Raw genomic sequence first — 20,849 nt, forward strand, 5'->3', positions numbered from 1 at the left:
AGCAGTAAAACAGGCGTAACGATGCCTTCTCTAACAACAGAACAGTTCTGCCACCAGCAGGAATAAATTTTTGGAAGCAAAATAGCAGGGCTCTATTTAAGGTAAAACAGGTTAGGAGCTTTAGCGATTACTTTTTATCTTAGGAAATAAGAGATAAGACATTTACGCACATAATGCAGATAAGCGTATTTTTGGGGGAGGTATTACGTTTAGCTGCTAGTTATAGCCAATTGTAGCACGGCCACCAATTAATAGGATAACAGTGAAATGGTTTGACAAAATAAAGGAATTGACAAGCACGCAGGACAAATCACCTGAACTGAAAAAGGGAGAGATTAAAAAAATTCTAATTCAGGAAGCCAATGAAGGTTTGCCAGACTTTGAGTTTTTAAAGTATAAAAATGGTTGCTACACTTTTCAAAGACTTAGACAGCAAAATAGGTTAAGTGTTTATGAATTGTTTCACGTAATTTTTACGCTTAAAGACAAAAACTTTGCTTGCTCAATAGCTTCAAGATTAAATCCTGCATACATTTTTTCAAACCAATTCAACATAGGACTTTTAAATCCACACAAGGACTTGAAAGGGTTGAAACATAATTCAGGTGCCTTGAATATTCAAGATGCTTACTATTTTCACAATGGAAAAGTAGAAACAACAACAAAAGCCGTTGAAGAAATTTTCGGAGATTTTAAAAAATATGGACTCCCATTTCTTGACAAACAACTTGAAAAACTAAAATCAAACCCAATTATCAAATGTGGGTTTGACTACATAGACGATTTGCAGACCGACAAGGAAAATCTAAAACAGGAAATTACAGAAGAACTCAAAAAAGGAGGACTTTTACTTTCAAGCATTAAGCATCCAATTTATATTGACCTTAAAGAAAAATTGCAATCAGTAAGCGGGCAAAGTAAAGCAGACAGGCAAAAAATACCTAAGACTGCACATGAATTTTTAGAATTATATTGGGTGAAATGAAAAGAACAACTGGCTATAACAAGGCATATACAAAACCCTTGCGATGCTGCGGGCTTTGCATATACTAAACGTTAAGGAGCATAGAAAATAATATGTATAAGTTCGATAAAGGTAAATATTCCGATCATACTAATACAGTCTTACGGCTCGACGAAAAGAGAAGGTCTGTACAGAATTTATTGGTAAAACTGGTGTTTGAATACGCTAATAAAATTTCAGGGACCTATGCTAATGAAGATTTTATTGAACTTAGAAATAGTATTACCCTAAGGTTAGAGAGTATATTCTTTCATTATGATCTTCTTGCTTCAATAAATGTGAGCGGTGAAGAAATTATCTCTAGTAAAACAATATCCCCTTTGGTTACACCGCAGATTGCTATAAAACAAGACTTTCTGTTTGATAGCATTATTTTCAATACGCTTTCCTTATTCGATTATACCAGCTGCTTGATTAAGTATATCATTGAGAGTAACAAGCAAAAGAAGAAACTGCTGTGGACACAGCTTGTAAAAACAGCTCGTGGAACAAATAGTTTCAGTGAAACACAATTAGCCAAACTCTTAATTGAACTAGATAAAAAATGGGTATTTAAGTTAGGAGAATATAGAGCTGAATTAATTCATTACAATGATGATTTTGTTTCAGATGGTTTAAAATACTTTCCTAAAGAAAGCAAATACATTATTATAATATCTGCACCCTCATCTTTAAAAAAGTACTTCAAGGAGTTTAAACAGGATGTGAATTCAAATGCTAGTATAAACGAAGTAACTCTTTGGATAATAGAGAATTCAATAGAATGTGTTATTAGTATTGTGAGAGAGCTGTTTGATTACTATGATACAGTAAGAAAAGTGCCAGAAGGTAAAGAACTCTATACTTCTAAAAAGCAAAACTAAACTCCTTAACAAGGTATAGGCTTTATGCTCGGCTTCGCATGGTCCATTGCCTTTACTAAGCGTTGAGCTGCAATAAAGGTATAGAATACTAAGACTATACAAGAAAAACTTCCGACTTGGAATAAGCTGTTTAAGGAGTTTTTAAGTCCATAATATCCTGAAGAAGAAAGAACTGAAATGCCTCTTCCTGACATGCATGTTCTACTTCTTCCGCTTTTTCCCTTTGGCGTAGGAGGCCACCAGTTTTGTTACGGCTTCGTCGCCCATAACAGCGTGTGCAGGTCTGGGATGTTGTGCATTAAACACCTGCAGATCTTCTGGCTGAGCAATTTTTACGAAACTTTCGTCTATCTCCCCTTCATCGTTTATAATGTTCTCCAGGGCCAGGTTCAGTTGTTTGGCTAGAAAAAAGTAGGCTGCTTTTCGTTTGTTGGGGCCATAGTCGTGGCCCTCGGTAGGCAGGTGGTGGTTTTCTACGTTTTCGGCTTTGTTGTAGAGGCTGTACACATTTTTAATGTACGGGTATTCTACCTCCGGTGTGTTTTTGGTCCAGTCTTTTCCGTCGGAGATCAGGAGCATGGGGCGTGGAGCTGCCAGTGCGGCAATTTCTACGTTGCTTGTCTGGTGGTCTTTACTTTTATGAATAGGCATGCCACTCTCGCACACGCAGCCGCCAAAATGAAACGCCGACACCATGACCACCGGCACCGATACTGCAATGCGTTTATCGATGGCCGTCAGAACAAAGGTTTGGGTTCCTCCTCCAGACTCACCGGTTACCCCAATCCGGTTTTTATCGACCTGTGGTAGCGAGAGCAGAAAGTCTACTGCGCGCTGGCTGTTATGCGTTTGCAGCTGTAGCGCCAATGGGTGCTTGTGAGAAGTTTGCTGCGCATCGCCATTGCCAACCATGTCGTAGGCAAACACAATGGCTCCCATGCGGGCAAGGGTGGCACTGCGTTCCTGCACATAGGCACTAAACCTGGGGTCCTTGCCATGGCCATGAGGCGACAGAATAGCGGCATACGAATCCAGTTTCTGGGTAGGCCGGTAAAGATTGCCGGTTACAAAGAATCCGGGGAAACTCTCGAACGCCACATTTTCCACGGTATAACCATCGTGCGTTTTTTTGCTATGGATGATAGGGTTCAGCGGCGTGTTCATCGGGAGTTGGTGCAGACGCGCACCTTCTACTATTCCTTTTTGAATACGTGCTGCGCGTTTCTCCCAGCTTTTCCGGTCGCTGTAGGTGCTGGCAAATTTATCGAGGGCTGCCTTGCCCTCTGCCTCCGTAAAGTAGCGGCCCTGTGTCAGGAGTGTCGTGTCTACGGCTTGTGCACCTGCTTCTGCACCAGCAATAGTCAGCAGCAGTGCCAGCAGCAGCTTTTTAGATGCCAGAAAATTGATCTTAAAGGTTACAGGCATATCTTTTTTGTTTATGTTTTCTATCGGCTACAACCGCAATTATTCTAATTAAAATGGCCTTCCGAAGAAGAAATAGGTAAAAGTAGCTAATGGTTTAAATGCGGTCAGGTACTGTAAGTGTATTGTACCAAGAGGTTTTAAATATTCTCTATTTATAGTTAAGCCCTTACCACTTTGTCATTCTGGAAGAATCTTGTGGGCAAGTCCCTTTAGCAAAGGCTACTGGTTTGGAAGTCTAAGTTCGCATAGCTACTTTTCTACATACTTGCAGAGGTAAGTTATTCCATTGCCTGCTTTCCTGTTCTTTTTGTCTTGATACAAAAAGAACCAAAAAAATCAAGAAAATAAAAACTCGCTGAACGCTCAGACAGTTTATTTTCATTCCGTGCACCTGGCAGAGGTGTTCACTCTGTAACTGCCATATGTAAACTAGTTATTCGCTTCATTCAACTAGTTAGCTTACATATATTTGATAACCCTTGGCAAAATTCTAGTCAAAATCCTTCTGGAGGCTAGTTCTATTAGAATAATTTATAATCTGATGATATGCACTTAGCAAAGCAAGAAGTCAATGTGCTACTTATGTGTAATTAATTACATCTAGGCGCAGGGATCAAGACTGGTAAATTTTAAATAATGTGTAGCAAGTATTGTACCTTCCGCCACTGCCTTAGCTATCGAACAAATCCCAGTCTTTGGCTTGAGCCGCCTCACAGGTTTCCGGTGCCACAGTAGTGGCAGCCCGAAAGGGCAGGAAAGATGTGCAGCGGCGATGGCCAAAGACGAGGCCTCGCGGCCGTGAGCGCTCAGAGCCCCAGCTGTGAAACGCATCACCAGAAGGGCATCGGGTCGAGCTATCGCTAAGCCAGATGGAACCCATTCTTCAATGAAAGTAGCACAATACAAATGGCCCTTAATATTTTTTAAGCTTTAATTATTGATGACCTGAAACAGTCAAAAATAATTTTAATCCGACAAACATCCTGAAGCGATTTACCCAGCATCCAAAACTATAACAACCTACTGCACCGCCAAATCATAGAAACTTACATCTTCAGCCTCAGACGAGGTAATACGGATTCTATAGTATCCTGCATTTATCATACTGCCAGTGGTGCTGTTAATGTAATTCCACTTGGTGGGGCGTGTAGGCGTAAACTCAATAGTTTCCTCTTTCATTAGAGTGCCATCTATTGCCAATAACTGCATTTTACCTTTAAACTCGCGTTGGTGCGGGTTATGGTAGCGTACTTCCAAGGCATAAATATCTGCCACACCAACTTCAAAATCGAATTCTACCACGTTAGTGGCATCTGCTTTTTTAAAGGTAACAGTTGCTTTTTTGTTTACCTCGTCCACTATCTGTGTTGGGCCAGCTGTTTCTCCAGGTTTGGCGTTGTAGCGGGTGGTGGTTTTGAGGTCGTAAGCGGGATCTATGTTAGCGGCTTTGGTTACAGCTACGGCATACATGGCCGCGGTTCCTTTGGGTAAGCTGCCATTGCTGCCTAAGGTAACAGTAGCTCCAGCCGGGAAACGTTTCTTATAAACCTGGAAACGGTTGCCCTCTTCCTTTGTGTTCTGAATAAAGCTCTTAGTGTCTTCGTAATCTTTCAGCCAGGCTGGCTTTTGTGTTACGCGTGCATCAATGCCTACAAATACATCAGCCTCTGCACTTACTACGAACTGCGCTATGTTGGCTCCTGCCGCTGCTTTTGCAGATGCGGGCACCTGCAACCACTCGGCTCCATACCAGTCAGAAGGCAAGGCTATAAAAGCGGTTTCTGAATCGGTATATTGCTTGGCGCCAGTGTCCAGCCAGGTATGTGCAGACCAGTTTTTTGCAGCGGCTTTGTCCGTTACTTTTAGGTTTTGAATCAAAGCAGGAGAGGGGGCAGCGGCCTTAAGACCAGAATTGGCAGAAGAAATAGCAATACCTGAAATCAGCGCCTGGCCAGAAGCTACTCGCGGAAACGAAATAACCAGTTGCCCACCTGTTACGGTTGCCTTTACTGTTTTCTTCAAAGCACCGTCGTGTCCTGCTTCTTTCCAGATGTCGAGGTTCTCGATTACGGTCTGGTCGTTTATGGCTACATCGAATAAGCGCCAGCCGGTGCAGTCTAGGCCGCCACCTGTTCCTAACCACGGCTCTGTGAAATAAAGCTCTACCTGGTACTCGCCATCCGGCACCGGAAACTCGTAGCGAAGCTTGTCGAGGCCATAGCGGAACTGCTGGAAAAGTGGCCACTCTGTTGTTCCGTTTATTGGGTCGTGCGTGCGGCGTTGGCTGGCAAAGAAAGGAGGTAAATCCGTGAAATCATCAGTCCAGGATACGGAACCCCAAGTGTTAGCCGTGGTTTTATGTACATCGGCCGACCAGGTGTTGCCATTGGCATCGGTATAAGCCGGGCCACCACAGTTCACGCGGTACAGGTAGTTTTGGTTGGCCGCAGCTGCCGTAAGAGGCTTCGCATCTTTCAGAAACGTGTTGAAGTTAGGTGCCTGTGGCAGGTGGTTCAGCACGATGTAATCTTTAGCTACTTCCTTACCGTTTACATAACCCACTGCATAGAGCACGTTGTAATTAATGTCGACACCGTTCCAGGTAAAATGGACACCTTTGCCTTCCGGACGTTTTTTTCTACCCAGCGAGCGGGCATTAACATCGTTAAATAACTCCACTTCATCGCAGTTAGAATAGACTACAATGCCATCCTTTTTGCCGGGTTTTGTCCAGCGGTCGGGCCAGGTGTGAGAGGCAATGTACACCATCGGTTCGGTTTCTTTGGGTGCGTAGTTGGAGCGGAACATGTAGTAAACATCCAACGGCTCTTCCCACGGCGTAAGTGTTCCTTTGTAGTTTACTGGCCCGATACGATCCAGTTCCCGAAGGCCTTCGCCGCCCTGTACACGGCCAGGATTGTCGTGTGAGGTGAAGAGCCAGAAATAGTGGCCGGAGGTGTTGTCGCGCACCGATTCCGCCAGCCGCACTTTCATTTCCATGAGTTGGGTCATGCGATCTTCGCTTACAATGCCATTTTGGTCAAACTCTCCTTCGGTATGGAGGTCGAGTGTGCGCCAAGCTCCATACTCGCCGATCAGGATCTGTCGCTGCATATCTTCGTGGTAAAGCGAGGGGTTGCCGCCATAGGTCCCAGTCCAGTTCTGAGGTACATCCCAATCGGTGCCGCTGCCGCCGTTGCAGGTTGTTACTACGCGGCGTTGCGTCCACCCGGCCGGGTCGAGCTGCCGAATCAGTTCAGTGCATTCTCGGGAGAACTCTTCCGAAAGCTTGCTTTCGTTCTGCAGCCCCCACATCACCACCGATGGACTGTTGCGCCGTTCGCGTACCCAGTCAACGAGCAGCTTCTTGAAATTCTCTTTAAACTCCGGCGTGTCGTACCATACGTGCGCCGATATCTGGGTCCAGAGCAATATGCCTAACTCGTCCCAGTGTTGCTGGTAACGCAGGTTGTGCGGTTGGTGTGCATCTCGGAACGAGTTAAAGCCAGCAGCTTTCATTTGCATGACCCGCGACTTTATCTGCTCGGCACTAAATGCGTGGCTCTGGCCAATTAAATGTTCGTATTCGGCTACCCCATTCAGAAATACAGGTTTGCCATTCAGGAAAAAGCGCTTGTCATTGTCGTTTCGAGCAACAGGCCAGCTGATCCACCTGATGCCGTATGGTGTGGTCAGCTGATCGATGGTTTTGTTTTTCTCTACCACCTCCGTTACCAGCGTATATAAGTAAGGGTCTTCCACCGACCATAGGTGCGGATTGTGGATAACTGGAGGCCTCTGGCTGATTATTGCCATTTTGCCCGCCTGGATTTTAGACTTCGATTTAGATTCGGCCACAGTTTTACCCGACTTATCCACAAGTCGGTTGATAACTGTTACTGTTTTGCTTTTGCTGCCGTAGTTTTTAACCTCTGTATTGATGTTGAGTTGTGCAGATTTTTCAGATATGGTGGAGTCGTTCCAGATATGCACACCAAATGGCTCGATGCGTACGGGGTCGGTTACGATCAGGTGCACCGGGCGGAAAATGCCCATAGGCTGCGAACCTTCAGAAAATCCCCGCTCATCGGAGCAGCCGCCGCATACCCAGGGCAGATCCTTTATCTCGGCCGGATGGTCGGCTCGAACAGCCAGGAGGTTATCCTTTTTATCTAGAAGAATGGCATCTGTAACATCTAAAGTAAAGGTGGTGCGGCCGCCTGCATGGTAACCGACTTGCTTTCCGTTTAGCCAAACGGTGGCGTAAGAGCCAACGCCTTCAAAATACAGGAAATAGCGCTGCCCTTTTTTCTGAGGCTCCACCTGAAATGTTTTTCGATACCAGGCATAGCCGTGCCTGTTGCCGTGGCGCATGCGGCGGTAGCCTTCGTAGCCATCCCAGTTGTGCGGCACATCTACTTTTTTCCAGTTTTTTGTGGCGAAAGTTGGCTGTTCAAAACCCTGGTAAGCATTTATGTTTTTGTCGTCAGCAATAGAATGCCAGCCTTTGTCGAGCGAAATATCCTGGCGAACTTCTGATTGTGCCTTGGCAGTAAAAGCCATGCAGAAAGCCAAAAGCACCAACAAGATTTGTGCTCTTACCTTTTTTGTTAATGAATTATTAGATGCTACTGAAAAATGTAAAACTCTCATGTATGAAATTAGTGAGACTACTTAATGTAATTAATTTTGCCCTAGCTACCGCACAAACTCACAGCGCCTCCAACACTGGCAAGTGTTTTAAATGTAACAAAGCCTTCAGCAAATTTCGGACTGAGGCCCATACACTCAAAAGTCTGGAAGACGCTGTGAGGTGTTATATTTTCTTCAAGTCTTTATTAAATTGATAAGTCTTTCCCTTTTGGGTATCGAAGTTGATCGATTTACCGGCGTACCTTACCACACATTTGTTACCGGCTAAGGATGTTACCTCCAGGTTCTGCAGCTGGCCATTGGCCCACTTCAGGTTTAATTCATAGCCACCTCTGGCCCTGATTCCTTTTATCTCTCCCTCTGGTAAAGCTTTTGGCAAAGCAGGCAGAATATCGATGGCGCCATCGTGGCTCTGCACCAGCATTTCGGCAATACCTACAGCCCCGCCCATGTTTCCGTCTATCTGGAAAGGTGGGTGAGCATCGAACAGGTTAGGGTAGGAGCCACCTCCCTCTGCTGCCGGATGGATGAGCATGTTCAGCATTTTATAAGCATGGTCACCATCCAGAAAACGTCCCCAGAAGTTCAGTTTCCAGGCAAGGCTCCAACCAGTGCCCTCATCGCCACGCATTAGCAGCGACTGTTTCGCCGCCTTCATCATATCCGGGTTCTTTTGCCAGGTAATGTCGTTGCCCGGGTGCATGCCCCACAGGTGCGATACGTGGCGGTGCTTGTTGTTCGGGTCATCAATGTCTTGTAGCCACTCCTGCAGCTGTCCGTGCTTGCCAATCTGGTTGGGAGCAATCTTCGGCCACATTTCTTTCAATTTGTTCCGGAAGGCTGCATCGGTACCGAGTGCTTCGCTGGCTGCTATTGTTTTCTGGAAAAGGCTGCGAACTAACTGATGATCCATGGTAGGGCCGGCTACCAATCCTCCGTTTTCAGGAGAGTTGGAGGGCGTACTGATCAGCCAACCGGTTTTAGGGTCTTCTACCAGAAAGTCTACAAAGAACTCGGCAGCACCTTTCATTACAGGGTAGGCGCGTTCTTTCAAAAACTCTTTGTCTTGTGTATACTCATAGCGGTCCCAGAGGTGGTGGCTCAGCCAGGCGCCTCCGCCAACCCACACACCGTGGTTAGAAGAGTTGATGGGAGCAGTGCCGCGCCAGAGGTCGGTGTTGTGGTGCATCACCCAGCCGGGGGCGTTGTAGTGGGCTTTGGCTGTAACCTTGCCTCTTTCAGCCAGCTCATCCACCATGTCGAACAGGGGCTCGTGCATGGGCGAGAGGTTAAGCGGCTCAGCAGGCCAGTAAATCATTTCTACGTTGATGTTGGTAGTGTACTTGCTTCCCCAGGGTGGCACCAGCATATCGTTCCAGATGCCTTGTATGTTGGCCGGATGTGTGCCGGGGCGTGAGCTGGAGATGAGCAGGTAGCGGCCATACTGCAGGTACAAAGGCACCATAGAAGGGTCAGAGGCAGTTGAGAATTTTGCAATACGTTCGTTTGTAGGCAGATTGGCATTGGCCGTACGAGGCGTATGAAAGGCCAGAGTGTTAAAATAGCCCTGATATTCTTTTACATGCTCAGCTTTTACCTGCTCGTAAGTGGCATTTTGCACTGTTCTTAAAGCCTGTCGGCATACTTCTTCCGGATTGCCTGACACATCGTCGAAGCGTACAAAATTAGTACCTGCGGTAAGGTAGAGGGTGGCTTCGTCGGCTCCTGTAATGGTTATTTTATCTTCTGTAACAGTTATTTTTCCGCCTTTGGTTTTGGCGTTCAGAAAGCTTTCGCCGCGCAAGGCGCCGCTTTTTACCTGCAGGCTCAGACCCAGGGTTTGGTCATCTATTTTGCGGGTAGAAGACTTTTTGTGCGGGCTGCTTAGTGACGTTTCGAAGGTGATCTGCCTTGGCTTACTGGCTTTCAGGTGCACCGCCACTACCTGGCTAGGGGCACTGGCAATATACTCTCGTGTAAACTCTACACCGTTGGCGGTGTATGTTGTGCGGGAAATAGCCTGCTTAATATCAAGCTCACGTCTGTAATTGCTGGCATTTTCGTGTCCTTTAAAATCAAGCCACAAATCGCCAAAAGCCTGATAAGATGCCTGAAAAGCCGGCACGGCTGGAGGCATGTCGTCCTGAATCCAGTATTTCCAGGGTTTGGTGTTGAGCGGAATCAGGTTCTTCTCAGGTTCAGGGTCGCCTTCAGGGTATACCGACAGTGGAATGTTGCCAAACTTATGCCCGATTATGCCGCCCTTGTCGAAGTAATTGAGTACCTGTACGGCAATCTGGTTTTTCCCTTTCTTCAGGAGTTTAGCCGGTATAATATAACGCCTGTGGTTACCGATGCCAGTAGTTGTGCCTACCAGTTCGCCATTCACAAACGTAAAGTCTTCGTCGCGGATGCGGCCAAGTTCCAGTTTCAGGTCTTTGCCTTTCCATTTTTTAGGAAGCTCAAATGTAGTTCTGAACCAAACGGCTCCGTCCATGCCTTCCATGCCTGCTATATTAGTGCTTTCCCAGCCTTGTTCGGTCGGGAGTGTCATTTCTTTCCACTGGCTGTCGTTGAATTTGGGTTGTGCCGGTGAGTCAGGTTGCTTCTGAAGTGCTTTTACTTTTTCTACCCACGCTCCCTGATCGCCATCTTCATTGCTTTTCAGGCTCATGAAATGTTCCTGCGCTAGCTTCTCGGCTTCTTTCTGTTTGCCTTCGGCTAATAATCTTCTTAATTCGGGAAGGTATTTGGCAGCTCCCTGGCGGGCGTATTCGCGTGGCTCACCAGTCCAGAGGGTTTCTTCGTTAAACTGGATACGGTCTTTTTCTACACCGCCATATACCATGGCAGCCAGGCGGCCATTGCCAAGAGGCAAGGCTTCTGTCCACTCTTTAGAAGGTGTGTTGTACCATAGGGTTAGATCCTGCGTTCCTTCCTGTTTTAAGTTGAAGGCAAACAACGTAAGGAGTAAAAAAGTAAGTACTACAAAGCTTTTGGCTTTCATGCGGTTTGGGTTAAAGTAAGATCAGTGGGACATCTGTATTCAGATGTCACTGTTAATAAATATGGTTAATAGCGTGAGCTTCTCAGGCCTGCTGTTCTTCTGCTATTATTGTTTCTTCTGTATACTGCTTGTTTCTAAGCATTGGCTCCGGCGCTCTTAGTCAGAGCTTGACCCGATGCCCTTATGCTTTTTAGTTTCATTGCCGGGGCGCTGAGCGCTCACGGCCGTGGGGCCTCGTCTTTGGCCATCGCCGCTGCGTTCCCTCCTGCCTTCGCTCCCGCTCAGGCTGCCGCCAGGGCGGCACCGGATCTCACGAGGCGGCTTAAGCCAAAGACTGGTACAGTTTCGATAGCCTATGATAATCATTTTGTATCTGCTGCTACTAATTCACATAATCAGCAAAAGCAATCTAGGTTCGTTTAACAATCAAGCCATTTAACCATTAAACAATCGCAACTAACAACCAACAATCAAATTATTCTAATGAAAATGCCCTTCAGGAAGCCTATTTAGCTTTTTATGGTCAAGGGTTATATCAGTATGATTTTATATTAGACTGTAGTGTCAGGAGTCTACCATCCATAATTTCTAATTTTTAATTTTTAATTTAGCGCAGCGCAGCCCTACGGTTCTACTTCATCCGTCAGCTCGTTTCGTTTTATGGTTTCTTTTGTATTGTTCAACTTTTCGGCATCAACTCTCTGAATTCGGAGCGCGATGTACGGTTTGTTGGGAAGTTTGATTTTCGTGTTTTTCTTATCTTTAAACTTGTAGCGGTTTACTTCTTCTACTTCAAACACCTGCTTTAGCGGTGTAACCGTCATGTTCCAGGCATCAATAATATCTACCTTAAACTTCATGCCGGGTTTTAAGGCATCGTCTGGCAGTTCAAATGTCCAGTTTTTGGGGGTGTCTTTGCCGAAGTAGTAGAGGTAGTATTCACCGTACTTGCCGGCGGCGTTCATCAGATAGTACTGGTCCAGCGGGTTCAGGCCTTCTGCTGGTCCCTGTTCCACCACCTGTTTCAGAAAAGCAATTCGTTTAGGACTGCTGCCGGTGAGGGTGCCGCCATTCGAAATCCAGCCTTCTTCGGTAGCCTCGCCGTGGGTAGCGTACGCGCCGCCCACGTAGGCAATCCAAAACCGGTCCACCATCTCTTCGCCGGTTAGTTGCCCCCAGCGCCGGCTTACGTTGCCTTCGTAGTTAATTTCGTCGTGCACAATGGGCTTGCGGTAAATGTCGCGGAGGAGCGGCGATACACCAAAAGCCTTTACGGCATTATAATACTGCAGGCTCACATGCGTGACCCATGGCTTAGAGTAGTCGTAAAGTTTGTCGGCGTTATGGATGGAGCGCAGGTGCTGGTACGGGTCATGCTTCTCCACTACTTTAAATAGTGTGTCCCAGTCTTCCTGCGAGAGGTGACGCATAAAGCTGTTTTCGTTGGCCAGGCTCCACCAGATGTTGCGGTAGGCCCCGAAGCGGGCGATCACATAGCGGATAAAGCGCTCGTTCGTCTCCATGTCCATCTTGTCGAAGCCCCAGTTGCCATCGTAAGGGCGCAGCAAAATAAAGTCGGCCTCTATACCTAATGCTCGTAACCGCTCTACACACAGCTCCAGGTGCTTAAAGTAGTCGGTGTTGAAGCGGGAGAAATCCCAGTTGTCTTTGCTGGTGCCTTCAAACGGAAACTGTGTCAGCTTGAGCGACCCTTCCACATATTTTGGTTTATAAGGCGGAATAGCCAGAAAACGCGCCTTGTTAAAGGGCGAATTTTTCAGAGTTTCAATAGTCTGATCCTGCCGCTCTTTGGGGTTGTAAGGCCATTCGTAAATAGTGGTGCCGAAGGGGAAGTAGGGAGTACCGTCTTCGTAGGCAAAGTGGTACTGGTCGCGCACGCGTACCGGACCATGGTTACCGGTTGCGGCTGGCGTACATACAAAAGAACCTTTTTTGCCGTTCAGGGCCTCATGGCGGCTTCGGGTTTCATATGTCCAGGTGCCTTCTGTGCTAGGCATAAAACGCACTTTGTAGGTTCCGTTGCCATCGTAAAAGCCATCCGGGGTAAATGTTTTGTCGCCTTGCTTAAAAGTAGCTGTAAGTGGTACTTCTGTAAACGGATTTCCGGCCGAAGGGCCTTGCAGCGTCAGCTCAAAAATATCCCACCGTTCTACCTGCTGCCCCTGAACAGGTTTATCCTGGGCAACCACAGGGCTGGCCAGGATAAACATTATCATCAATGAGAGAATATAAGCTTTTTGACGCATCATAGGGGCTCTAGGCAATTTAGTTGGTGTTAAAAAGCTACTATTTTTTTGCTGCTGCCTGTGGCTTAATTTCCATAGCAGGCGTTTCAGCTACTTCCTGATCTTTGGCTACAGGTGTTTTGGCATGTCTGAAGTTGTTGCCATTCAGGATAATGCCTTTGGTTTTGCTGCCTTTCAGTTGCAGGTACACATCGGTGCCCGGGCGTGGGTTGGCGTTGAAAATAAAAGCATCGTCTACGTTGTTTAATTCTACAACAGGTGTGTTAGCGTGTGGCGTGTGTGTTTTTACGCCGCCAAATTCCATCATCTGTACATCCTGTGCTTTAATGGCCGGACCAGATTCTGTATTGATCGTTACATTATGGAATTCAATGTTTTTGGCATTCCTGATGGTGGCGCCTGTTTTTGAGTTCATGTTAATGTTGTTGAAAGTGATGTTTTCAACAGGCATTTCTTCCAGTCCGTCAATCAGGATTGCTTCATTGGCATCGTCTACTGTAATATCGCTGATGTGGATATTGCGGAATATCGGAGTTCTTTCAGTAATTGGTTCGAGCTCTGATTTAGCATATTGCATGCTCAGTACAATAGCCTGATCCTTAATATCCTTCATGATAATGTTGTCGACACGGATTTCTTCTACAACACCACCGCGACCACGGGCTGTTTTAATCCGGATGCCACGGTCGGTGCCATCGAACACGCAGTTCGAGATGGTAATCTTCTTCACATCGCCTGACATTTCGCTACCTATTACCACGCCGCCATGTCCTCTGAGCATGGTGCAGTTGGTAATGGTATAGTTCTCGGCTGGAGTCGCCATTTTACGGCCCGCTCTGTCTTTACCAGATTTAATAGTGATGCAGTCGTCGCCCACGCTGATGTGGCAGTCGGAGATGTGCACGTAGCGGCAGGAAGATGGGTTAATACCGTCGGTGTTTGGCGAATCAGGGTTGTTGATGGTTACTCCTGTTACCGTCACATTCTCACAGAACTCCGGGTTAACGGTCCAGAAAGGTGAGTTGATGATGGTGATGCCTTCGATGCGCACATTTTTACAGAACATAGGCTGGATAAACGGAGGGCGCAGGAAACCACGCGCCACCATGCCCGGAATATCTGGCATCAGCACATCTTTGTTGTTTTTGTCGAATTCAAGCTGCCATTTGGTGCGTGGCATGCTTTTGTCGTAGAGCTTGTGGTGGAAGTCCCACCATTTTTTACCCTGTCCATCTATGGTGCCGCCGCCCTTAATGGTAATGTTCTCCTGCTCGTAGGCGTAAATAAGCGGCGAGAAATTCACTACGTCTATTCCTTCCCAACGCGATTGTACCATAGGAAGGTAATCATCAAAATTATCGCTGAACTTGATCAGGGCACCCGCATCTATATAAAGAGTTATATTGCTTTTCAGGTGAATCGGGCCGGTGAGGTATTCTCCTGCCGGGAAAAAAACGGTGCCGCCACCTGCTTTTGAGGCGGCATCAATGGCTTTTCTTATGGCTTCGGTTGCTAATTTGCTGCCGTCGTTTTTGGCACCATACTTCAGCACGCTGTAGTAGGGGCTTTTCTCAGCTTTTGCCATAACTGCCGAAAGCATGACAATACAAAAGAGCGAAAAGAAGAAGCGGGGGAGGGTGCTGTACCGTCTCGTGTTCATTATACTGTTGGTTGGTAATGTATGTGTAGATACTGTTTATGTTCGTGCTTAGCCTTTTTTGGCAGGTAGTTTGGCCACGGTCTGCTTTAGGTCTTTAGAATGATGTATCTCCTTACCATCTGCAAAAATTCTGAAGCCTTTACCTTTGCCGTACTTTTCGCCGGTTTTATCCCATAAAATAGTTACGATCTGGTTGTGGTACAGTACATTGTCGAGGCAGAACCAGTCCCATTGGCCTTCCGGGATAAGTGGCTGCACCTCTATGCTGTTGTCAGGTTGCGGTTTCAGCCCCACCAGGTCGTTTATAATAAGGTCGGTGTAGCCGGAGTGGTTATAGTAGCTGCTGCGCGGGTTGTCGCCTTTGAGCCAATAGCCGGTTTTCTCGTCCTGGTACTCACCCAGGTAGGGCTTACCGTTTTTCTGATGCGACTTGGCATAGGTGTGCAGGGCATCATAATAGTCCTGCTTGGTCATGGTGTGGTTAGAGTAGTCGTTGAGCAGGTTAGCTAGGCCCTTCAGCGTTTGGGTAGTGGCAAAAGGCCAGAGAGCGCCATCCCATTCACAGCCGTGGCCGGAGCCTCTGGTGCGGAAGGTAGGTTCGCGGCGTTCGGCCGTGGTTAAACCCCAGGGAGCGGCAAAACCAGCTGAGTCACGAATCTGCTCCCAGGCCTTGGCATAAACCGGAGAGTCGTCTGGTAAATTAAAGTACCAGGGAATGTAGCCAATAGCTTCGCGGGCGCCGTTCAGTTTTCCATCTTCATGTCGTGTTTTAAAGAAGTCTTCTTCTTTGTCCCAAAGCAGGTCTTGCACCGATGCTTTAATGGTGGCCGCTTTCTGGCGATACTGTGCCGCTACTTCTGGTTTGCCGGCCATAGTGGCTATGTTGGCCAAAGCGTTGGCATAGCCAAACATGTAGCTGCTAATAGTAGGGCGGGCGTTTTTTTCTTTGCGGGAGCCACTCACCGATTCTTCCATGCCATCGCGCACGTCGAACTGCCAGAACAGGTTTTGGCCGTAGTCGTTATTTTTCTCCCAGGTCTTGTAGTCTTCTTCAAAGTGGTCGAAAAGGGCCAGCAGATGCGCAGAGTCCTGGTTTACCAGGTAACGGTTGTAGGCGGCGTCGCCGATCCAACTGCTGAACTTGTAGTACTTGCTGCCATCGTAGTTTAATTCTTTGTTGAACCAGAAGTCGACGTACTGGTTTACATACTCCTGGTTGTGCAGCCAGCGGCCTTCGTACACGTGGTGGGAGAGGGCGCAGCTGATGGTGTTGTGTTTGCCGGCATGTTTTACGGGTGTAATAAACTCTGTGAAAACAAAGCCATCAGGCGTCTCTTTTAAGTGCTTGCGGAAGCTCCACCAGCGGAAGTAATAAGTTTTTTCGAGCACGGAGTCGGGGCACTCAAACAGCGGCACATTCTGCTTCATCCAACTGGCGGCCTGTGCATTCGGAACGTAGTTTACAACTTCCTCTGGCTCCATTTGGTTGAAATACGTTACGTATTGGTCCAGTTTATCGCCTTGCAGCACCCGGTTGTTAGGTGGCAGCGCATCGGAGTCGGAGCAGCTCTTTACCATTGCAAGCAAACCGACCATTAGAAATAGCTTTTGAGCTAAGTATACCATGAACTAAAATTGTTAAAAGCTGATAAGAAGCTGAGTTTCAAACGAACAATCGTTCCTGATAAGGCAAAAAAAAGAGCCCTCAGAAACTGATTTTTCTTTATTTTTTGGTAAGGCTAAATTACTACTAAAATAAAGCCTTTACAAATAATAATTTACTTATGAAGTAAATGTTTAAATATAAACGGAAGCAAAAAGCGTTCCTGAAATGCTCTTCAGGTAGTAAAAGCACTGTTTGTTAAAAAATAAGAAAGTTTACCTGTTAAAGTGAAAAGCACATCAGCTATATAAAGTATAATTTTTCTGCAAGTACATCGGTCAGATAAGCATAGTATGGTAATAAACCCTAGACCTTCCGGAGCTTATTTTTAAACAAAATAGCTCCGGAAGCCCATTTTTATTAGAATAATTCAGGTGCTCCGTAACAGGTGTTTTAACTTTATGCCACTACTTAGAGTAAGCTAAGTATGATGAAGAACACAACCTTTCTTTTCATTTGCTTTGTCGGTTTAGGGGCCTGCCAGGGCAACACCGATTCTGCTACCTCTTCCACACCCAATAATCCGGATCCGCTTACACAGCAGGAGCTAACGGAGAAATGCTATGTGTATGTGCAAAAAAACGACACAATTCGGCTGCAACTTACGCAGGCAGATACTAAAGCGGTTGAAGGAACACTGCAATACAACCTCTATGAAAAAGACAAGAACAAGGGCACTATTACAGGAGAAATGCACGGCGATACCCTTTTTGCTGATTATACTTTCGATTCGGAAGGTGTGCGTTCAGTAAGAGAAGTGGCTTTTCTTAGAAAAGGAAATACGCTGGTAGAAGGCTTTGGTGAAGTAGAAGAGCGAAGTGGTAAAATGGTGTTTAGAAATCGCAGCAAGCTTAAGTTCGGTAACTATATTGTTTTAACCGAAACACCTTGCCAATAGCTTTTTCCGTCACAATCAAATTGCCCTTTAGTAAACAGGATTGAATTTCGCAACTGCAAGTAACCTTAAATTATGCTAATAAAAATGACCTTCCGGAGCTAATCTTAGCTTTTACGAGCCTGGGTGCCTGGGGCAAAGACTGAACTTCTTCAGAGTTCGCAACCTGTCCTAAAATAATTCTGAATAGCTAAACACAAAATCAGAAGAGAATTTACTTCATTTGTGGCAGACCGGCAGGTGCCTTTTGCAGCATCTGTGGCACCAGATGAAAGAACGAAAACAGGACAAACTGCCTAACCAGGATCTGCTGAACCACCAGCCGCTCAGTGTGCTATCGCTGGGGGAGTATAGCAGTGAGCTATCGGAGGTGCCGCATAGCCACGATGCCTATATGCTCATGCTGGTGCAGGAAACCAAGGGTGGCGATAACCTCATCGACTTTAGAAGATATTCGCTGCAGGCGGGGCGGCTCTTTTTTGTGAGGCCGGGGCAGGCACACCAACGGCAGTCGCGGCAGGAGCAGGGTATATTGGTGTCGTTTTCGGAGGAGTTTCTGCAAACAACCGGTACCAACGCCCACGATGTGCTGGTGCTGTTCGGCTCTTTGTACCAGCACCCCTACCTCGACTTGCCTCCGCAGCTGTTGCATACCGTGGAGCAACTGGCGCACCTAATGCAACTGGAGCTGCAAAAACCATCTCCCGATCGGGCCATCTTGTCCCGGTACCTGTTTATTCTGCTACGCTACCTGCTGCTCGAAAGCGTAGATATTATTAAGCAACTCACGCCGCCCCGGCACAGCGAGCGGTTGTTTCAGCTGAGCCACCTGGTTGAAAAGCACTTCCGGGAGCACCAGCCTATTACCTTTTATGCAACAGCGCTTGCCATTACGCCCAAGCACCTCAACAGCCTTTGCCGGGAGTACCTGCAAACCACCGTAGCCGATATGCAGCACGACCGGCTACTGCTCGAAAGTAAACGCTTGCTATACTTCAGCAGCCTCTCCGTTAAAGAGATAGCGTTTGAGCTTGGATTTGAGGATGCCTCTTATTTTGTGCGTTTCTTTAAACGCCTGACCAACACCACGCCTATGCAATTTCGGTTGGGTGGTTCCGAAAGTACCACGCTTGCTGCTGAAAATCCTGCTACCTGATGCTGCTGCTGCTGTACCTTTGCCAAAAGATTTTTATTGGTGGCAATGCAAACAACGCAACAAACTAAAGCTGTAGCAACCGGCGCACTGGCTGGAGTTTTTTTTAGCTCTACTTATATCCTGAATAGCTTTCTGGCCAGCAGTGGCGGCCACTGGGCCTGGACTACTGGGCTCCGGACTTCGCTGCTTGTGCTGTTCCTGGGGGTAATGTTGCAGTGGCAGGGGCAACTGTGGCCGCTGCTGCAAACCATGCGTAATCATGTCTGGGTCTGGATAGGCTGGGGGAGCATTGCCTTCGGGCTTAACTATTTTCTGTTAACGTTTGGTGCTCTGTTTGGGCCAGGTTGGTTGGTGGCAGGAGTGTTTCAGTTTACTATTGTGGCGGGTATCTTAATCGCCCCTTTTATTTACAGCGACGACCGCGCCCGCATTCCAATGCGCGCACTCCTTTTATCAGCATTGATTCTGGCCGGCATTGCCCTGATGCAATGGAGCCAGAAAGAAGGAAGCTACACAACAGAGCAGTTGCTGTGCTGCATTGGACTGGTACTGACAGCTGCCTTTCTGTGGCCACTGGCCAACCGTAAACTGATGCTGCACCTGGAGGTGAAGCAGCTAAAGCTGAATGCCATGCAACGTGTAGCCGGAACCGCCATAGGTAGTCTGCCGTTTAACCTGCTCTTAATGACGTTTGGTTATAGTGAAGTCGGCTGGCCCTCAGAGCAGCAGCTGCTGGCGGTATCCATTATTTCGGTAAGTTCCGGTGTGTTGGGCTGCATCTTCTTTTTTAAAGCCATGCACATGGCCCGCTCAAATGGCGCTGCCATGGCAGCCGTAGAAGCTACCCAGGCGCTGGAGATTTTGGTAACGGTGGTCGGAGAGGTGCTGCTGCTTGGTATAGCCTGGCCAAACTGGATAGGCAACCTCGGCATGATGCTGATTATAGGAGGCTTGATTTTATATAGCATTCCGGCCCGCAGAAAAATGCTGGCGGTGAGGTAAGGAATGGTTTGAGTTGGAACAAATTGTAAGGCTTCCTCCACTGAGTTAATGGCTGTAGGTTTAAGCAGTCATGGAACCTGCTTCTGGAACAAAGTTATTTATTGGCGCCAATGGTTTTTCTGAGAAAGACAATTGGCGCTAAATTTTTGCCAGCTATGTTTATTACAGACAAGCTTTCTTGTAAAAATAACACACAGGTCATTCTGAAAACAGTAACTTTGCAGACTTAAACGGGTATAGTAAGCCTGGTTCAGTTCCTGTGGGAAAGCAGATTGTAGATTGTGAAAATGGCGAAGGGAAAGATGGAATGGGAATTGAGCGCATTTCATTGTCAGTTTTCTAATCTTCCAATTTCAGAGCTATTGTTGCATTGTAAACAGGGTTCCTAATTAGTTCGCGAATGCCATTTACATTTTCTCATCCTGCTATTGTTTTGCCGCTTCAGCGGCTAGGTAGCCGGGTCTCTCTAACCGGATTGGTAATTGGCAGCATGGCGCCAGATTTTGAGAAGCTCCTGAAAATGGGGCCAGGCAATACCTATAGCCATACCATTGTAGGAGTGTTCTGGTTTAGTCTGCCAGTTTCTATTCTCCTTGCGCTGCTGTTTCACCTGGTGGTTCGCAATGCCCTTATCGATAGTTTACCCCATATCTTGCGCAGCCGGTTCTATCAGTTTAAAAGTTTCGACTGGGTGGCGCATTTCAACAAGCACTATAAGACCATTGTAGTCTCTGTGCTTATAGGTGCTTTTTCGCACCTTCTCTGGGATGCCTTTACACACAAACACAGCTTTGTGGCAGATATGGTCCCAATGCTTAAATTTAAGTACCGCATTGGTATTATGTGGATGCCGGTATACCTGCTGCTGCAGCTTATCAGTTCCTTAGGCGGGCTATTGTATATCATGTATGAGGTTTACCGGTTACCTAAATTCCCGGCGGTGCCTGCTCCTGCCTTTTCGCCTTGGCTTTACTGGGGTATCGTGGTACTGGTCGCGAGTGTGGTGTTTGGTATTCGGTACTGGATTGAAATTTCGCACGTCATGGAATTCATTTTCTCGGTGCTTGCTGCTTTTTTGGTTGGTCTCATCTTGGCTCCTCTGCTAATACCAGGTAAAAAAGCTTTTGCGTTCCGGCGACCGTAAAGCTTTGGCTTGTAAAGGAGTACCAGTTACATGTTTGCGGCGAAGCTTTAAAAGAATGTTTTAAAATTATATTTAAACACTTCTTGATTA

Annotated in this window: 13 protein-coding genes; 6 read left to right on the top strand and 7 right to left on the bottom strand. The window is 46.8% G+C overall.

The window, feature by feature from the left end:
• Positions 1–262: 262 nt before the first annotated feature.
• Positions 263–985, top strand: coding sequence for a hypothetical protein (locus ACMA1I_RS15720; RefSeq protein ID WP_337069359.1), 723 nt, complete (start codon positions 263–265; stop codon positions 983–985).
• 92 nt (positions 986–1,077) lie between these two features.
• On the top strand, positions 1,078–1,887 hold the full coding sequence (locus tag ACMA1I_RS15725) for a hypothetical protein (protein ID WP_337069360.1): 810 nt from the start codon (positions 1,078–1,080) through the stop codon (positions 1,885–1,887).
• A gap of 201 nt (positions 1,888–2,088) precedes the next feature.
• Here ACMA1I_RS15725 and ACMA1I_RS15730 read toward each other — a convergent pair whose 3' ends face one another.
• From ACMA1I_RS15730 to ACMA1I_RS15760, 7 genes are all read right to left on the bottom strand, one after another.
• Positions 2,089–3,312, bottom strand: a complete 1,224-nt coding sequence (locus ACMA1I_RS15730; RefSeq protein WP_337069361.1) for an alpha/beta hydrolase family protein — start codon at positions 3,310–3,312, stop codon at positions 2,089–2,091.
• A 1,020-nt stretch (positions 3,313–4,332) separates the two neighbouring features.
• The gene (locus ACMA1I_RS15735; RefSeq protein ID WP_337069362.1) at positions 4,333–7,875 is read right to left on the bottom strand and encodes a malectin domain-containing carbohydrate-binding protein; all 3,543 of its coding nucleotides are present in this window, start codon (positions 7,873–7,875) and stop codon (positions 4,333–4,335) included.
• 253 nt (positions 7,876–8,128) lie between these two features.
• A complete protein-coding gene (locus ACMA1I_RS15740; protein ID WP_337069363.1) occupies positions 8,129–10,972 on the bottom strand; it encodes a glycosyl hydrolase family 95 catalytic domain-containing protein in 2,844 nt (947 codons plus the stop codon).
• A gap of 156 nt (positions 10,973–11,128) precedes the next feature.
• A complete protein-coding gene (locus ACMA1I_RS15745; RefSeq protein WP_337069364.1) occupies positions 11,129–11,338 on the bottom strand; it encodes a hypothetical protein in 210 nt (69 codons plus the stop codon).
• Between the two features lie 257 nt (positions 11,339–11,595).
• On the bottom strand, positions 11,596–13,209 hold the full coding sequence (locus ACMA1I_RS15750; RefSeq protein WP_414703928.1) for a DUF5060 domain-containing protein: 1,614 nt from the start codon (positions 13,207–13,209) through the stop codon (positions 11,596–11,598).
• Positions 13,210–13,279: 70 nt separating this feature from the next.
• On the bottom strand, positions 13,280–14,899 hold the full coding sequence (locus tag ACMA1I_RS15755) for a glycoside hydrolase family 28 protein (protein WP_337069366.1): 1,620 nt from the start codon (positions 14,897–14,899) through the stop codon (positions 13,280–13,282).
• 48 nt (positions 14,900–14,947) lie between these two features.
• The gene (locus ACMA1I_RS15760) at positions 14,948–16,525 is read right to left on the bottom strand and encodes an MGH1-like glycoside hydrolase domain-containing protein (protein ID WP_337069367.1); all 1,578 of its coding nucleotides are present in this window, start codon (positions 16,523–16,525) and stop codon (positions 14,948–14,950) included.
• A gap of 464 nt (positions 16,526–16,989) precedes the next feature.
• On the opposite strand from ACMA1I_RS15760, the gene ACMA1I_RS15765 reads away from it, so the two are divergent.
• The 4 genes from ACMA1I_RS15765 to ACMA1I_RS15780 all read left to right on the top strand — a co-directional run bounded on the left by ACMA1I_RS15765 (position 16,990) and on the right by ACMA1I_RS15780 (position 20,759).
• Positions 16,990–17,460 carry a hypothetical protein gene (locus ACMA1I_RS15765; RefSeq protein WP_337069368.1) on the top strand — a complete coding sequence of 157 codons (471 nt, stop codon included), beginning with the start codon at positions 16,990–16,992 and terminating at the stop codon, positions 17,458–17,460.
• A 265-nt stretch (positions 17,461–17,725) separates the two neighbouring features.
• Positions 17,726–18,613, top strand: coding sequence for a helix-turn-helix transcriptional regulator (locus tag ACMA1I_RS15770; RefSeq protein ID WP_337069369.1), 888 nt, complete (start codon positions 17,726–17,728; stop codon positions 18,611–18,613).
• A gap of 45 nt (positions 18,614–18,658) precedes the next feature.
• Positions 18,659–19,615 carry a multidrug resistance efflux transporter family protein gene (locus ACMA1I_RS15775; RefSeq protein ID WP_337069370.1) on the top strand — a complete coding sequence of 319 codons (957 nt, stop codon included), beginning with the start codon at positions 18,659–18,661 and terminating at the stop codon, positions 19,613–19,615.
• Positions 19,616–20,015: 400 nt separating this feature from the next.
• Complete coding sequence (locus ACMA1I_RS15780) at positions 20,016–20,759, top strand: DUF4184 family protein (protein WP_337069371.1); 744 nt, start codon at positions 20,016–20,018, stop codon at positions 20,757–20,759.
• Positions 20,760–20,849: the final 90 nt, after the last annotated feature.

The sequence above is a fragment of the Pontibacter sp. 13R65 genome (genome assembly GCF_047525655.1).
Lineage (GTDB): Bacteria > Bacteroidota > Bacteroidia > Cytophagales > Hymenobacteraceae > Pontibacter.

Excerpts from the sequence above, each read along its gene's own strand:
- ACMA1I_RS15750 (WP_414703928.1), bottom strand. The coding sequence starts at position 13,209 with ATGATAATGTTTATCCTGGCCAGCCCTGTGGTTGCCCAGGATAAACCT.
- ACMA1I_RS15725 (WP_337069360.1), top strand. The coding sequence starts at position 1,078 with ATGTATAAGTTCGATAAAGGTAAATATTCCGATCATACTAATACAGTC.
- ACMA1I_RS15735 (WP_337069362.1), bottom strand. The coding sequence starts at position 7,875 with ATGGCTTTTACTGCCAAGGCACAATCAGAAGTTCGCCAGGATATTTCG.
- ACMA1I_RS15745 (WP_337069364.1), bottom strand. The coding sequence starts at position 11,338 with ATGATTATCATAGGCTATCGAAACTGTACCAGTCTTTGGCTTAAGCCG.
- ACMA1I_RS15730 (WP_337069361.1), bottom strand. The coding sequence starts at position 3,312 with ATGCCTGTAACCTTTAAGATCAATTTTCTGGCATCTAAAAAGCTGCTG.
- ACMA1I_RS15755 (WP_337069366.1), bottom strand. The coding sequence starts at position 14,899 with ATGAACACGAGACGGTACAGCACCCTCCCCCGCTTCTTCTTTTCGCTC.
- ACMA1I_RS15765 (WP_337069368.1), top strand. The coding sequence starts at position 16,990 with ATGATGAAGAACACAACCTTTCTTTTCATTTGCTTTGTCGGTTTAGGG.
- ACMA1I_RS15770 (WP_337069369.1), top strand. The coding sequence starts at position 17,726 with ATGAAAGAACGAAAACAGGACAAACTGCCTAACCAGGATCTGCTGAAC.
- ACMA1I_RS15740 (WP_337069363.1), bottom strand. The coding sequence starts at position 10,972 with ATGAAAGCCAAAAGCTTTGTAGTACTTACTTTTTTACTCCTTACGTTG.
- ACMA1I_RS15780 (WP_337069371.1), top strand. The coding sequence starts at position 20,016 with ATGCCATTTACATTTTCTCATCCTGCTATTGTTTTGCCGCTTCAGCGG.
- ACMA1I_RS15760 (WP_337069367.1), bottom strand. The coding sequence starts at position 16,525 with ATGGTATACTTAGCTCAAAAGCTATTTCTAATGGTCGGTTTGCTTGCA.
- ACMA1I_RS15775 (WP_337069370.1), top strand. The coding sequence starts at position 18,659 with ATGCAAACAACGCAACAAACTAAAGCTGTAGCAACCGGCGCACTGGCT.